This is a genomic window from Micromonospora sp. NPDC049049 (assembly GCF_040649115.1).
In the GTDB taxonomy this organism is placed as follows: domain Bacteria; phylum Actinomycetota; class Actinomycetes; order Mycobacteriales; family Micromonosporaceae; genus Micromonospora.
Window position 1 is genome coordinate 22,599 of the sequence record NZ_JBEZEX010000028.1, and the last position, 14,419, is coordinate 37,017.

The 14,419-nt window shown below is 71.6% G+C and carries 12 protein-coding genes; 8 read left to right on the top strand and 4 right to left on the bottom strand.

Going from position 1 to position 14,419, the window contains the following annotated elements:
• Positions 1–8 precede the first annotated feature (8 nt).
• The 4 genes from AB0B68_RS24910 (at position 9) to AB0B68_RS24925 (ending at position 7,371) form a co-directional block, all read left to right on the top strand.
• Complete coding sequence (locus tag AB0B68_RS24910) at positions 9–3,776, top strand: multifunctional oxoglutarate decarboxylase/oxoglutarate dehydrogenase thiamine pyrophosphate-binding subunit/dihydrolipoyllysine-residue succinyltransferase subunit (protein WP_357205121.1); 3,768 nt, start codon at positions 9–11, stop codon at positions 3,774–3,776.
• Positions 3,777–3,911: 135 nt separating this feature from the next.
• Positions 3,912–4,097, top strand: coding sequence for a DUF6104 family protein (locus tag AB0B68_RS24915; protein WP_355008138.1), 186 nt, complete (start codon positions 3,912–3,914; stop codon positions 4,095–4,097).
• Positions 4,098–4,189: 92 nt separating this feature from the next.
• Positions 4,190–6,259, top strand: a complete 2,070-nt coding sequence (gene pta / locus AB0B68_RS24920; RefSeq protein ID WP_357205118.1) for a phosphate acetyltransferase — start codon at positions 4,190–4,192, stop codon at positions 6,257–6,259.
• On the top strand, positions 6,256–7,371 hold the full coding sequence (locus tag AB0B68_RS24925) for an acetate kinase (RefSeq protein ID WP_357263046.1): 1,116 nt from the start codon (positions 6,256–6,258) through the stop codon (positions 7,369–7,371). Before pta ends, AB0B68_RS24925 begins: the two co-directional genes overlap by 4 nt.
• Positions 7,372–7,477: 106 nt before the next feature.
• Here AB0B68_RS24925 and AB0B68_RS24930 read toward each other — a convergent pair whose 3' ends face one another.
• Positions 7,478–7,651 carry a hypothetical protein gene (locus AB0B68_RS24930; RefSeq protein ID WP_355008141.1) on the bottom strand — a complete coding sequence of 58 codons (174 nt, stop codon included), beginning with the start codon at positions 7,649–7,651 and terminating at the stop codon, positions 7,478–7,480.
• A 157-nt stretch (positions 7,652–7,808) separates the two neighbouring features.
• Between AB0B68_RS24930 and AB0B68_RS24935 the strand changes: the two genes are divergently transcribed.
• Both AB0B68_RS24935 and AB0B68_RS24940 read left to right on the top strand, forming a co-directional pair.
• Entirely contained in the window at positions 7,809–8,705 is an 897-nt protein-coding gene (locus AB0B68_RS24935) for an alpha/beta hydrolase (RefSeq protein WP_357263049.1), read from the top strand.
• Between the two features lie 27 nt (positions 8,706–8,732).
• Positions 8,733–9,278 carry an aminoglycoside adenylyltransferase gene (locus tag AB0B68_RS24940; protein WP_357202818.1) on the top strand — a complete coding sequence of 182 codons (546 nt, stop codon included), beginning with the start codon at positions 8,733–8,735 and terminating at the stop codon, positions 9,276–9,278.
• Here AB0B68_RS24940 and AB0B68_RS24945 read toward each other — a convergent pair.
• Complete coding sequence (locus AB0B68_RS24945) at positions 9,160–9,621, bottom strand: MerR family transcriptional regulator (RefSeq protein ID WP_357202815.1); 462 nt, start codon at positions 9,619–9,621, stop codon at positions 9,160–9,162. The genes AB0B68_RS24940 and AB0B68_RS24945 overlap by 119 nt on opposite strands.
• Positions 9,622–9,712: 91 nt before the next feature.
• On the opposite strand from AB0B68_RS24945, the gene AB0B68_RS24950 reads away from it, so the two are divergent.
• Together AB0B68_RS24950 and AB0B68_RS24955 are read left to right on the top strand one after the other, a co-directional pair.
• The gene (locus AB0B68_RS24950) at positions 9,713–10,762 is read left to right on the top strand and encodes an aldo/keto reductase (protein WP_357263053.1); all 1,050 of its coding nucleotides are present in this window, start codon (positions 9,713–9,715) and stop codon (positions 10,760–10,762) included.
• A gap of 97 nt (positions 10,763–10,859) precedes the next feature.
• Positions 10,860–11,813, top strand: coding sequence for a chlorophyllase (locus tag AB0B68_RS24955; RefSeq protein ID WP_357263056.1), 954 nt, complete (start codon positions 10,860–10,862; stop codon positions 11,811–11,813).
• Between the two features lie 216 nt (positions 11,814–12,029).
• Here the strand turns inward: AB0B68_RS24955 and AB0B68_RS24960 are convergent, their stop codons facing one another.
• Positions 12,030–12,992, bottom strand: a complete 963-nt coding sequence (locus tag AB0B68_RS24960) for a zinc-binding dehydrogenase (protein ID WP_355008145.1) — start codon at positions 12,990–12,992, stop codon at positions 12,030–12,032.
• A 139-nt stretch (positions 12,993–13,131) separates the two neighbouring features.
• The gene (locus tag AB0B68_RS24965; RefSeq protein WP_357202806.1) at positions 13,132–14,310 is read right to left on the bottom strand and encodes an NADP-dependent malic enzyme; all 1,179 of its coding nucleotides are present in this window, start codon (positions 14,308–14,310) and stop codon (positions 13,132–13,134) included.
• Positions 14,311–14,419: the final 109 nt, after the last annotated feature.

A 14,419-nucleotide genomic window follows, 5' to 3' on the forward strand; every position in this document is an offset into this window, starting at 1 on the left:
TACCGGCCGTGTCGACCCAGCAGACTTCGCAGGAGAACCCACTGGCGGGTTTCGGCCCGAATGAGTGGATCGTCGAGGAGATGTACCAGCGTTACCTCGCCGACCCATCGAGCGTTGATTCGGCCTGGCACGACTTCTTCGCCGACTACCGACCGGCACCGGGAGCGGGCACCCCGCGCGGCGCCGAGTCGTCGGACAAGCCGGCCGCCGCCCCGGAGCCGGACGGTCAGCCGGAGGCAGCCGCCACCGTCACCCAGCCGAGCGCCCCGGCCAAGCCGGCGACCACGAGCAAGTCGGCCGCCGCCCAGCCGGCGCCGGCCAAGCCCGCCGCCCCGGCCACGCCGAAGGCCGCGCCGGACAAGACGCCGGAGAAGGCCGCTGCGGCCAAGCCGGCCGCCAAGGCCGCCGCGCCGACCGCCGACGGCCCGCAGACCACGCCGTTGCGGGGCGTCGCCGCGAAGATCGTCCAGAACATGGACGCCTCGCTGAGCGTGCCCACCGCGACCAGCGTTCGCGCGGTCCCGGCGAAGCTGCTGGTCGACAACCGCATCGTGATCAACAACCACCTCGCCCGTGGGCGGGGCGGCAAGGTCAGCTTCACCCACCTTGTCGGCTACGCGATGGTGCGCGCGCTGGTCCAGCACCCCGAGATGAACAACTCCTTCACCGAGGCCAACGGCAAGCCGGCGGTGCTCCGCCCGGCACACGTCAACCTCGGCATCGCGATCGACCTCGCCAAGCCGGACGGCAGCCGCAACCTGGTGGTCCCCTCCATCAAGGGCTGCGAGCAGATGGACTTCCGGCAGTTCTGGCAGGCGTACGAGGACGTGGTCCGGCGGGCGCGGCGCAACGAGCTGACCATGGAGGACTACTCCGGCACCACCATCTCGCTGACCAACCCGGGTGGCATCGGCACCGTGCACTCGATGCCGCGGCTCATGCAGGGGCAGAGCGCGATCATCGGCGTCGGCGCGATGGAGTACCCGGCCCCCTACCAGGGGATGTCCGAGGCCACCCTCGCCGAGCTGGCGGTCAGCAAGATCATCACGCTGACCAGCACGTACGACCACCGGATCATCCAGGGCGCGCAGTCCGGCGAGTTCCTCAAGGTGATGCACGAGCTGATCCTGGGCGAACACGGCTTCTACGACCAGATCTTCACCGCGCTGCGCATCCCGTACGAGCCGGTGCGCTGGATGCGCGATGTCGCTGTCAACTCCGAGGGTCAGATCAACAAGACCGCCCGGGTGCACGAGCTGATCCACGCCTACCGGGTGCGCGGTCACCTGATGGCCGACACCGACCCGCTGGAATTCAAGATCCGCAAGCACCCCGACCTGGACGTCCTCCAGCACGGGCTCACCCTGTGGGACCTGGACCGCGAGTTCCCCGTCAACGGCTTCGCCGGCCGGCAGCGGATGAAGCTGCGCGAGATCCTCGGCGTGCTGCGCGACTCGTACTGCCGCCGCGTCGGCATCGAGTACATGCACATCCAGGACCCGGAGGAGCGTCGCTGGGTCCAGGAACGGATCGAGCGCAAGTACGAGAAGCCGTCCGCCGACGAGCAGAAGCACGTGCTCAACCGGCTCAACGCCGCCGAGGCGTTCGAGACCTTCCTGCAGACGAAGTACGTCGGCCAGAAGCGCTTCTCGCTGGAGGGCGGCGAGTCGCTGATCCCGCTGCTCGGCGAGGTGCTGGAATCCTCCGCCGAGAACGGGCTGGACGAGGTCGTCATCGGCATGGCCCACCGGGGTCGGCTCAACGTGCTGGCCAACATCGTCGGCAAGCCGTACGAGAAGATCTTCTCGGAGTTCGAGGGTCACCTGGACCCGCGCTCGACGCAGGGCTCCGGCGACGTGAAGTACCACCTGGGTCAGAACGGCAAGTTCACCACCCCGGACGGCGAGCACGCGGTCAAGGTGTCGGTGGTGGCCAACCCGTCGCACCTGGAGGCCGTCGACCCGGTGCTGGAGGGCATCGTCCGGGCCAAGCAGGACCGGATCGACCTCAAGCTGGAGGGCTACACCGTGCTGCCGCTGGCGGTGCACGGTGACGCCGCCTTCGCCGGGCAGGGCGTGGTCGCCGAGACGCTCAACCTGTCCCAGCTGCGCGGCTACCGCACCGGTGGCACCGTGCACGTCGTGGTGAACAACCAGGTCGGCTTCACCACCGCACCGGAGTACAGCCGGTCCAGCCTCTACAGCACCGACGTGGCCCGGATGATCCAGGCGCCGATCTTCCACGTCAACGGCGACGACCCGGAGGCAGTGGTCCGGGTGGCCCGCCTGGCATTCGAATACCGGCAGACGTTCAACAAGGACGTCGTGATCGACATGGTCTGCTACCGCCGGCGCGGGCACAACGAGGGCGACGACCCGTCGATGTCCAACCCACAGATGTACAAGATCATTGATTCGAAGCGCTCGGTCCGCAAGCTCTACACCGAGGAGCTCATCGGTCGCGGTGACATCACCGTGGAGGACGCGGAGGAGCTGCTGCGCGACTACCAGGCGCAGCTGGAGAAGGTCTTCAAGGCCACCCGGGACGCCGCCTCGGCACCGCGCCAGCTCAACCGGCCGCGCCGCGAGGAGGAGCCGGAGCCGCAGGTCGACACCGCCACCGACGCGTCAGTGGTCAAGGCCATCGGCGAGGCGCACATCAACCTGCCGGAGGGCTTCACCCCGCACAAGCGGATCCAGCAGCTGCTGGACCGGCGGGCCAAGATGTCCGTCGAGGGCAACATCGACTGGGGCTTCGGCGAGATCATCGCGCTCGGGGCGCTGCTGCACGACGGGGTCACCGTCCGGCTCGCCGGGCAGGACTCCCGCCGCGGCACGTTCGTCCAGCGGCACGCCTCGGTGGTCGACTCCCGCACCGGCGACGACTACCTGCCGCTGAAGTCGCTCACCGGCGATGGCGACCGCTCCCGGTTCTTCGTGCACGACTCGCTGCTCAGCGAGTACGCGGCGATGGGCTTCGAGTACGGCTACTCGGTGGAGAACATCAACGCCCTCGTCGCCTGGGAGGCCCAGTTCGGCGACTTCGTCAACGGCGCCCAGTCGGTGATCGACGAGTTCATCTCGTCCGGTGAGGTGAAGTGGGGCCAGCGCTCCGCCATCACCCTGCTGCTGCCGCACGGCCACGAGGGTCAGGGCCCGGACCACACCTCCGGCCGGCCCGAGCGGTTCCTGCAGATGTGCGCCGAGGACAACATGCGGGTGTCCATCCCGACGACCCCGGCGAACTACTTCCACCTGCTGCGCCGCCAGGCCCTGTCGCCCAAGCGCAAGCCGCTGGTGGTGTTCACGCCGAAGTCGCTGCTGCGGCACAAGCTCTGCGTCTCGTCGGTGGAGGACTTCACCACCGGCACCTTCCAGCCGGTGCTGCGCGACACGGCCGCCCCGGCACCGGAGGCGGTGAAGCGGGTGCTGCTCTGCTCCGGCAAGGTCTACTACGACCTGTTCCAGGCCCGGCAGGATCGCGGCGTCACCGACACCGCAATCCTCCGGCTGGAGCAGCTGTACCCGCTGCCGGTGGAGGAGATCCGGGCCGCCCTCGCGCAGTTCCCGAACGCCGAGGACTTCGCCTGGGTGCAGGAGGAGCCGGCCAACCAGGGTGGCTGGTCGTTCGTCGCGCTCAACCTGCTGGAGCACCTCACGGACGTTCGGCTGCGGCGGATCTCCCGCCCGGCCGCCGCCGCTCCGGCGGTCGGCTCGGCCAAGACCCACGAGGTCGAGCAGAACGCGCTGATCGAGGCGGCTCTCCCCCGCCCGTGACCTGACCTGAGCACGGAAGCCGGGGTAGGGCCGTTTCACCACGGTCCTGCCCCGGCTCTCGTAGGTCCCGCCAGCCGTTGACCATCCACCCACCACCCGCCCGGCCCGTGCCGGGCCGAGCACGAGGACGTACCCATGTACTTCACCGACCGTGGCATTGAGGAGCTGGTCGAGCGCCGGGGCGAGGAGCAGGTGACCCTGGAGTGGCTCGGCGAGCGGCTGCGCGACTTCGTCGACCTCAACCCCGACTTCGAAACTCCCATCGAACGCCTGGCCACCTACCTCGCCCGCCTGGAGGACCCCGACGACGAAGACGCCTGACCCCGTTCGGCACCCGGTGATCAAGAAACTTCGGTCACGATGGGGGCCGGGGCTGACGCAAACTTCTTGATCAACGGGCAGGGGGTGGGAACGTGGCTCGGAGTGTTTACCTGACCAGCGTGGGGTCCGGCGGGGGCAAGTCGACGATTGCCCTCGGGCTGGCGGAGTTGCTGTCCCGCCAGGTCGGGCGGATCGGCGTGTTCCGGCCGTTGGTGGCGGACACCGGCCAGGACCCGATCCTCGCCCTGCTGAGCGAGCGCTATCGCGTCGAGGTGCCGCTGTCCGAACTGGCCGGGGCGAGCTACGCCGAGGCTTCGGCACTGGTCGCCGACGGCCGACGGGAGCAGCTCATCTCCGCCATCGTCGAGCGCTACCGGGCGGTGGAGCGGCAGTGCCCGGCGGTGGTCGTGGTGGGCAGTGACTTCGACGAGCCGGGCGACCCGGCCCACCCCCGGGAGCTGGCGTTCAACGCCCGGCTGGCCACCGAGTTCGGCAGCGTGGTGGTGCCGGTCGTGGACGGCTTCGGGCAGGAGCCGGCGGCTGTCGCGTCGGCGATGCGGGGGGCGTACCACGATCTGGCCGACCTCGGCGCGACGGTGCTCGCGGTGATCGCCAACCGGGTCACCGAGCCGATGACGCTGCCCGAGCTGCCGGTCCCCGCGTACGCCATCCCCGAGGTGCCGAGCGTGTCCGCGCCGACGGTGGCCGAGGTGGCGACGGCCCTCGGCGCCACCCTGCTGGCCGGGGACGACGCCGCGCTCGGTCGCGACGTGCTGGACTTCGTGGTCGGCGCGGCACACGTGCCGACCCTGCTGGGCCACCTCACCGAGGGCGCCCTGGTGATCACCCCCGGGGACCGGGCCGACCTGCTCGTCGCCGCGAGCGCCGCGCACGTGGCCGGACAGGTGTCGGTGGCCGGACTGGTGCTCACCCTCGGCGAGCAGCCCGACCCCAGGGTCATGCGGCTGGTGGAGGGGCTCAACACCGGGTTGGCGGTGCTCTCCGTACGCAGCGACAGCTACGACACGGTGGCCGCGTCCAGTCGCATCGAGGGCCGGCCCAGCGCGACCAATCCCCGCAAGGTGGAGGCCGCGCTCGGCGCGTTCGAGCGCTGTGTGGACACCGACGACCTGGCCCGTCGGCTGCGGGTCAGCCGGTCGGCGCGGGTCACCCCACTGATGTTCGAGAACGAGCTGATCGACCGTGCCCGCTCGAAGCCCCGGCACCTGGTGCTGCCGGAGGGCACCGACGAGCGGGTCCTGCGCGCGGCGGAGATCCTGCTACGGCGTGGAGTGGCCGAGCTGACGGTGCTCGGCCGGCCGGACGACATCGCCCGACGCACCCGGGAGCTGGGCATCGACCTCGGCGACGTGCGGGTCGTCGACCCGGGGGCCAGCGAGTGGCGCGACGACTTCGCCGCCGAGTACGCCCGGCTGCGCGCCCACCGCGGCGTCACCGCCGAGTTGGCGCACGACATCGTCGCGCAGCCGAACTACTTCGGCACGCTCATGGTGGCCACCGGCCGAGCCGACGGCATGGTCTCCGGCGCCACCCACACCACCGCCGCGACCATCCGGCCAGCGTTCGAGATCATCCGTACGCTGCCGGACGTCTCGGTGGCCTCCAGCGTCTTCTTCATGCTGCTCGCCGACCGGGTGCTGGTCTACGGCGACTGCGCGGTCAACCGCGACCCGGACGCGGCCCAGCTCGCCGACATCGCGATCTCGTCGGCCGACACCGCCGCCCGGTTCGGCATCGAACCCCGGGTGGCCATGCTGTCGTACTCGACCGGCAGCTCCGGCGCGGGCGCCGACGTGGAGAAGGTCGCCGCGGCCACCGCGCTGGTCCGGCAGCGCCGGCCCGACCTGCTGGTCGAAGGGCCCATCCAGTACGACGCGGCGATCGACCCGGCGGTGGCGGCCACGAAGCTGCCCGACAGCCCCGTCGCCGGGCACGCCACGGTCTTCATCTTCCCGGACCTGAACACCGGCAACAACACGTACAAGGCGGTGCAACGCTCGGCCGGGGCGGTCGCCGTCGGCCCGGTCATGCAGGGCCTGCGGCGGCCGGTGAACGACCTGTCGCGGGGTGCCACAGTGCCGGACATCGTCAACACCGTGGCGATCACCGCCATCCAGGCGGCCACCGAGGAGGCGTCGTGAGTCGGGTGCTGGTGCTCAACTGCGGGTCGTCGTCGGTGAAGTGGCGCCGCTACGACGGGGACCAGGCAATCGACCACGGCACCGTCGAGCGGATCGGTGAGCCCGGTGGCGGCCCGGCGGACCACGCCGAGGCGGTCCGGCAGATCCTGGACGGGCTGGACCTGACCGGGCTGACGGCGGTCGGACACCGGGTGGTGCACGGTGGCGGGACGTTCAGCGCGCCGGTGCTTGTCGACGACGCGGTGTTGGCCGCGATCAAGGATCTGGTGCCGCTCGCCCCGCTGCACAACCCGGCCAACCTGGCCGGCATCGAGGTGGCCCGCGCGGCGCTGCCCGACGTGCCGCAGGTCGCCGTCTTCGACACCGCGTTCCACCACACCCTGCCGGAGGCCGCCGCGACGTACGCGATCGACCGGGACACCGCCGAGCGGTACGACATCCGCCGGTACGGCTTCCACGGCACCTCACACGCGTACGTGTCCCGGCGCACCGCCGAGCTGCTGGGCCGCCCGTACGAGCAGGTCAACACGATCACCCTGCACCTGGGCAACGGGGCCAGCGCCTGCGCGGTGGCGAACGGCCGCAGCGTCGCCACCTCGATGGGCATGTCCCCGTTGCAGGGGCTGGTGATGGGCACCCGCAGCGGCGACGTGGACCCGACCGTGATCTTCCATCTGCGCCGGGAGGGCGGGCTGTCGGTGGACGACATCGACGACCTGCTCAACCACCGCAGCGGCCTGCTCGGGCTGACCGGCGTCAACGACATGCGCGAGGTGCTCGAACGCCGGGCCGCCGGTGACCGGGCGGCGGCGCTGGCCTTCGACGTGTACTGCCGGCGCATCACCGAGTACGTCGGGGCGTACTACGCGCTGCTCGGCCGGGTCGACGCGATCACCTTCACCGCCGGGGTCGGCGAGCACGCCGCGCCGGTCCGGGCCGCCGCGCTGGCCGGCCTGGGCCGGCTCGGCATCACTGTGGACGACGCCCGCAACGACGGCGAGGGCGACCGGTTCATCTCACCCGACGGCGCCGAGGTGAGCGTCTGCGTCATCCGCACCGACGAGGAGCGGGAGATCGCCCGGCAGACCCGGGACGTGGTCGGGGCGGCCTGACACCACTGAGGCGCGCACCCCCGGGAGGCCCGAGGGTGCGCGCGAGTCGGTGAAGCCCATTCAGTGCCGGGGCCAGCCAGGCAGCTAGGCCAGCCGGTCGGTTCGGTCAGCCGGTCGCCAGCCAGGCGACGAGTGCCACCAGCACCACGACGACCACTGCCGCACCGATGATGAGCGGCAGGCGGGACGGAGCCTCCGTCGGCGTCGCAGTCTCCGGCGTCTGGTTGAAGGCGCGGAACGCCTCGGTGTTGCCGCTGGGGTCCGTGTAGTTCTCAGGCATGTCGGTGACCCTAGCGAAGCTGGTCACGCCGCACCGTCCCTGGCCCGCTGCGTCCCAGGGGTGGACCCGGCCGGCGGAGGTGACCCGACCGGGTGGCGGGTGCACCCGAGCCGGACGGCGGGGACGCTACGCCCGCCCAGGCACCTACCGTGGAACGATGGGGGCGGGCCGGCTGATGGCCGTACTGGTGACAGCGCTGCTGACCGGTTGTGCGCCGGCCACCGCCGTGGCTGGCGGGGCCACCGGGCCGGCGTCGGCGCGTCGGGCGCCCGAGGGGTCGTACGCCGTCGGCGTGCATACGCTCACCCTCGATCCGCGCTCGGCGCGCCCTCTGCCGGTGACGATCTGGTACCCGGCGTCGACCGGCCGGGTGGCGGCCGGACGGTTCCCGGTGGTGATCTACAGCCACGGGCTGGGCAGCCGACCCGAGCTGCACGCAGGCCTGACCAGCCGCTGGGCGGCCGCCGGTTTCGTGGTGGCCGCACCCGCGTATCCGCACACCCGACAGGGTGCCGCCCACTTCACCCGGGCCGACGTGCGCCACCAGCCGGCCGACGCCTGGCGACTGATCCGCTATCTGGGCGACCTCGACCGGCGCCCTGCCGATCCCCTCGCCGGGCACCTCGACCTGACCTCGGTCGCCGCCGCCGGGCACTCGGCGGGCGGCTTCACCACCTCCGGCATGTTCAGCGAGGGCCACCCGGCCCGGCTACGGGCCGGGATCGTGATCGCCGGCGGTGGGCTGCCGGGCAGCTTCGCCGGACCGGCCGCGCCGGTGCTCTTCGTGCACGGCACCGCCGACCCGGTGGTGCCGGTGACGGTCGGCCGGGCGGCGTACGCGCGCACCCCAGGGCCGGCCGCGTTCCTCAGCCTGCTCGGCGGGGACCACGGCGCGTACCTCGCGCCGGGCCACCCGGGCTTCGCCCCGGTCCTCGCCACCACCACCGACTTCCTACGCTGGACCCTCTACGGCGACCGGGCCGCCGCTGCCCGGCTCCCCGCCGACGCCCACTCCCCCATCCTGACCCGTTACGAGTCCCGCCCGGCCCACTGACCCTGTCGATGTCGGTACGGTCGTCCGATGGACGAGCTTGCGCGCCGGCAGTTGGCGAGCATCGCCGAGGTCATCGAGGTGACCGGGGCGGACGGCATCCCGGTGTGGCTGCGCGGCGGTTGGGCGATGGACTTCCAGCTCGGCGCGGTGACCCGCCCGCACCTCGACGTCGACTGGTACTGCTGGCGCGACGACGCCGACCGGCTGGCCGACCTGCTGCTGGCCCGAGGCTGGCTTCCCGACCCGAGGATGCCCGTGGAGTCGCAGCTCGACCTGTTCGCCGCCGACGTGGAGGTCAGCTTCGCGTACCTGGGTCGCGACGCCGCCGGCCGACCGACGGTGGGCGCCGGGTCCTGGACCGGCACCCCGCTGCCGGCCGGGATGCTGGACGCCCCACCCGGCCGGATCGGCCCGCTCTGCGCGCCGACCATCTCGGTGGCGGCTCAGATCGAGTTCAAGCAGATGTACCCGGTCTGGATGCCGGAACGTCCCCGTCGCCCGAAGGACGCCGAGGATCTAGCTCGGCTGCGCTCCGGTGCGGGTCGAGTAGGTCCTCGTACACCCCGACCTTGAAGGTGATCAGGTCCAGGCTCTGGGTGAGCCTGTCGATCTGGGTGGTGACGCGACTGTGGTGCTCGCGCATCAGCGCGAGCCGTTCCTCCTCGTTGCCGGCGCCTTCCCGGACGAGGTCGGTGTACCGCCGGAGCGCGGGCAGGGGCATCCCGGAGGCGCGAAGGATGATGCAGACGGTCAGCCAGTCCACGTCGTCCTGGCTGTAGCTGCGACGCCCGGCAGGGCCACGCCGCACCGGGCCGACGAAGAGGCCCTCCTGCTCGTAGAAGCGGAGGGTGTGCACGCTCAAGCCGGTGCGTTCGGCGACCTGCCCGATGCTCAGACCCGCGGTGATCTCGGCCATGCCGAGCAGGGTAACGAGGAGTTGACCTAGAGCTGACTCTAGCTCCTAGGGTGCGCGGTGATCGCTAGCACATCAGCCAAGGAGCATCGACATGCGTTATCGCAACCTCGGCGGCACCGGCATCCAGGTGAGCACCCACTGCCTCGGGACCATGATGTTCGGCGCCGTCGGCAACCCCGACCACGACGACTGCGCCCGCATCATCCACACCGCCCTCGACCAGGGCATCAACATCATCGACACCGCCGACATGTACGGCCGGGGCGAGTCCGAAGAGATCGTGGGCAAGGCGCTGCGGGGCCGCCGGGACGACGTCGTGCTCGCCACCAAGGTGCATTTTCCGATGAGCGAGGGACCCAACCAGGGCGGCAACTCGCGGCGGTGGATCCTCAAAGCGGTGGAGGGGAGCCTCCGGCGGTTGAACACCGACTGGATCGACCTCTACCAGATCCACCGTCCCGACCCCTCGACCGACATCGAGGAGACGCTCTCGGCACTCAGCGACCTCGTCCGCGACGGGAAGATCCGCGCCTTCGGCTGCTCGACCTTCCCGGCCGAGGAGATCGTCGAGGCGCACCAGGTGTCCGAGCGTCGTGGCCTGGGACGCCTGCGCACCGAGCAGCCGCCGTACTCGATCCTGGCCCGCGGCGTCGAAGCGTCGATCCTCCCCGTCTGCCAGCGCTACGGCATGGGGGTGCTGGTCTGGAGCCCGCTCGCCTTCGGGTTCCTCAGCGGCAAGTACCGCAGGGACCAGCCCATCGACCTGTCGACCGGGCGGGCCGTGCTCCGGCCGGCGCAGTTCGACCCCACGATCGCCGAGAACGCCGCCAAGCTCGACATCGTGGAACAGCTCGTCGACCTCGCGGCGAGCATCGGCTGCACGCTCCCGCAGCTCGCCATCGCCTTCACGGTGGCCCATCCGGCCGTCAGCTCGGCGATCATCGGACCGCGGACCATGCCGCACCTGGAGGACCTGCTCAAGGGCGCCACGCTCACCCTGGACGACGCGACCCTCGACCGGATCGACGAGATCGTTCCGCCCGGAACGAACCGGTACGACCCCAACGCCGCCTTCCCTCCGCGCGCGCTGACCGACACCGCACGACGGCGACGTCCGCTGACCGAACGTGCTGCGGCCTGACTGAGCCTGATGCCGGGACGCAGCGGCCGGTGACCGGGTGGGCACAGCGCGACGAAGCCAGCCGGGCGGGTCCGCCGGGCAGGGCACAATCAGATTCATGCCGCGTCGCGTCACCCCCACAATGCTGATCACCGCCCTGCTTCTGGTCGCTCTCGTCGGGTGCTCCACGGACGCCCCGGTTCGGCGGGCGCCGGCCGCGCCGGAGCCCACCGCCCCGGCGACGCCACAGGTCCCGGCCGGGCACGCGCCAGAAAATCCCTACCCCGTCGGCGTACGCGACCTGAAGCTGAACCGCGACGGCCGGGCGCTGCCGGTGCGGATCTGGTACCCGGCGCTCGGCGAGAACGGCCCCGTCACGCCGGGGTTGCTGGGGGCGCACGGCCGGTTCCCGGTGGTGATGTTCAGTCACGGCCTGGGTGGCCGGCCGGACGACTACGCCACGCTACTGACCCGCTGGGCGGCAGCAGGGTTCGTGGTGGCCGCGCCGACGTTCCCGCACACCTCGCGGGGCGCGGACAACAACGTCCTCGACGTGCTCAACCAACCCGCCGATGTGTCGTACGCGTTGGACCAGGTGCTCGCGTTGGACAGCAAGGCCGACGACCAGTTGCAGGGCCGGCTGGACGCCGACCGGGTGGCCGCGGCCGGGCACTCGGCGGGCGGGGTGACCACCATCGGGCTGTTCACCGCGAGCCGGGACAAGCGGCTGGACGCGGGTGTGGTGTTCGCGGGCACGGCGCTGGGCGTGGGCACCGCGTTCGCCGGTGCCGCCGCACCGCAACTGTTCGTGCACGGCGAGTTGGACGAGGTGGTCGAGTACGCGGCGGGCAGGGCCGCGTACGACAAGGTGCCCTGGCCAAAGGCGATGCTGAGCCTGCCGAAGGGCGACCATGGGCGGACGATGCTCAAGGACAAGGCCGCGCTGCGGGTGGTGTCGGACACGTCGATCGAGTTCCTGCGCTGGTCGCTCTACGGAGACGCGGATGCCAAGAAGCGCATCTCCACCGACGCGACGCGCGGCGACATAGCCACCTTCGACGACCACCTCTGACCGCGCGCCCGATGCGCCCCGCGCCCCGAGCGCTCCGCTGCGCCGCGCCCACGCCCACGCCCACGCCCACGCCCACGCCCACGCCCACGATCGTGCAGTAACCAGGAAATAGTGGCCTCCCACGACGTGGAGGCCACTATTTCCATGATGTTGCGCGATCTTGCGGCGGGCCCGGCTGGACGGCGCGGGGCCGGGCGGGCGTTGCGGTGCGGCGCGTCAGGCGGTGTGGTCGATGACGACCTTGCCGAAGGCGTCGCCGGAGTGCAGTCGGGCGAAGGCGTCCTCGACCCGGCTGAACGGGATGACGCTGTCCACCACCGGGCGCACCTCGTTGTCGGAGCAGAACGCCAGCAGCTCGTACAGCTCGCCGGGCGTGCCCATCGAGGTGCCCAGGATCTCCAGCTGCATGGCGAAGACCCGGCGCAGGTTGACCGATGGCTCGTGCCCGGCTGTCGCGCCGGAGACCACGATCCGGGCCATCGGCGCGGCCGACTTCAGCGAATGGTCGAAGGTGGCAGCGCCGACCGTCTCGATCACCACGTCGACACGCTCCGGCAGCCGGGCACCCGGCTCGAAGGCGGTGGCGCCGAGGGCCGAGATCCGGTCCCGCTTGACGGCGTCGCGGCTGGTCGCGTACACCCGCTTGCCCATCGCGACGGCGAGTGCGACGGCCGCGGTGGCCACGCCGCCGCCCGCGCCCTGGACCAACACGCTGTCGGCGTCCGCGACGCGTCCCTTGGTGGTCAGCATCCGCCACGCGGTCAGCCAGGCCGTGGGCAGGCACGCCGCGTCGGTCGCCGCCATGCCGTCGGGCAGCGGGATCAGATTCGACCGGGGTACGACCACCCGCTCGGCGAGCGTCCCGGCGAAGTGCTCGGAGAGGATGGAAACCCCGCGCGGGTCACCCGGCGTGACGACCACCGGGTACACGACCACCGGGCGTCCCTCCGGGTCCAGCCCGACCGCGTCGCAGCCGAGGATCATCGGTAGCTGGGCCTCGGTGAGACCGACCCCGCGCAGCGACCAGAGGTCGTGGTGGTTGAGCGAGGTGGCCCGCAACTGCACGGTCACCCAGTCGTCGGCCGGCGGGGTCGGCTCGGGCCGCTCGCCGACGGTGAGCGCGGCGAGCGGGTCGGCGTCGTCGAAACGGGAGGCAAAGGCAGCACGCATGATCGGCACGGTAACAAGCTGAGCGCTCGTTAAGAAGCCGTGCGCGTAGGCCAGCGGCGCGTGCTGCGCCGGAGCGCCCCTGGCCCACGCGTGCGCGCAGACCAGCGGCGCATGCTGCGCCTGGGCACCCCGGGCCTACGCGTGCGGTTTACCGGCGGGCGACGCCGTCGCGGCGGGCGGCTTCGGCGACCGCCTCGGCCACTGCCGGCGCGACACGCGGGTCGAGCGGGGACGGAACGATCGCGTCGGCGGTCAGGGACTCCGCCACCACGCCGGCGATGGCGTCCGCGGCGGCGACCTTCATGGCCTCGGTGATCCGGGTGGCACCGGCATCCAGCGCGCCGCGGAACACCCCGGGGAAGGCCAGCACGTTGTTGATCTGGTTGGGGTAGTCGCTGCGCCCGGTGGCGACCACCGCGACGTGCCGGGCGGCCACCTCGGGGTGCACCTCGGGAGTCGGGTTCGCCAGCGCGAACACGATCCCGCCGGGTGCCATCTGAGCCACCGCGGCCTCGGGGATCTGCCCGCCGGAGACCCCGATCAGCACGTCCGCGCCGCGTAGCGCCTCGGTGATGTCGCCGTGGCGGCCGTCGGCGTTGGTGCTCGCCGCCAACTCGGCCTTGGTGCCGGTCAGCTCGGTGCGGTGCCGGCCGATGATCCCCTTGGAGTCGCAGACCACCACCTGGTCGGGGTTGACGCCCCCGGCGATCAGCATCTTCGTCACGGCCACGCCGGCCGCGCCCGCGCCGCTCACCGCCACCCGCAGGTCACCGAGCTTGCGGTCGAGCAACATCGCGGCGTTGCGCAGCGCGGCCAGCACCACGATGGCGGTGCCGTGCTGGTCGTCGTGGAAGACCGGGATGTCCAGCGCCTCGTCGAGCCGGCGCTCGATTTCGAAGCAGCGCGGCGCGCTGATGTCCTCCAGATTGATCCCACCGAACGAGGGCGCCAGTGCCCGCACCACCGCGATGATCTCGTCCACGTCCTGGGTGTCCAGGCACACCGGCACCGCGTCCACCCCGGCGAACTGCTTGAACAGCACCGCCTTGCCCTCCATCACCGGCAGCGCGGCCCGGGGGCCAATGTTGCCCAGCCCGAGCACCGCCGAGCCGTCGGTGACCACCGCGACCGTGTGCGACACCCAGGTGTAGTCGTCCACCAGGGCGGGGTCGGCGGCGATCGCCTCACACACCCGGGCCACCCCCGGGGTGTACGCCAGGGAGAGGTCCTCCCGGCTGGTGAGCGGCACGGTCGAGGTGACGGCCATCTTGCCGCCCCGGTGCAGCAGGAAGACGGGATCAGCGGGGTCCACGGTGGACGAAGACATGGTGGTGACTCCAGGATCTGTCGAGCAGATGTGAGGCGGCCTGCCCCGCCGCGAGGTGGGCGGCGAGCGGTGGCACGCGGTGCGGGGGGTCACCCGGGCACTTTCCGAG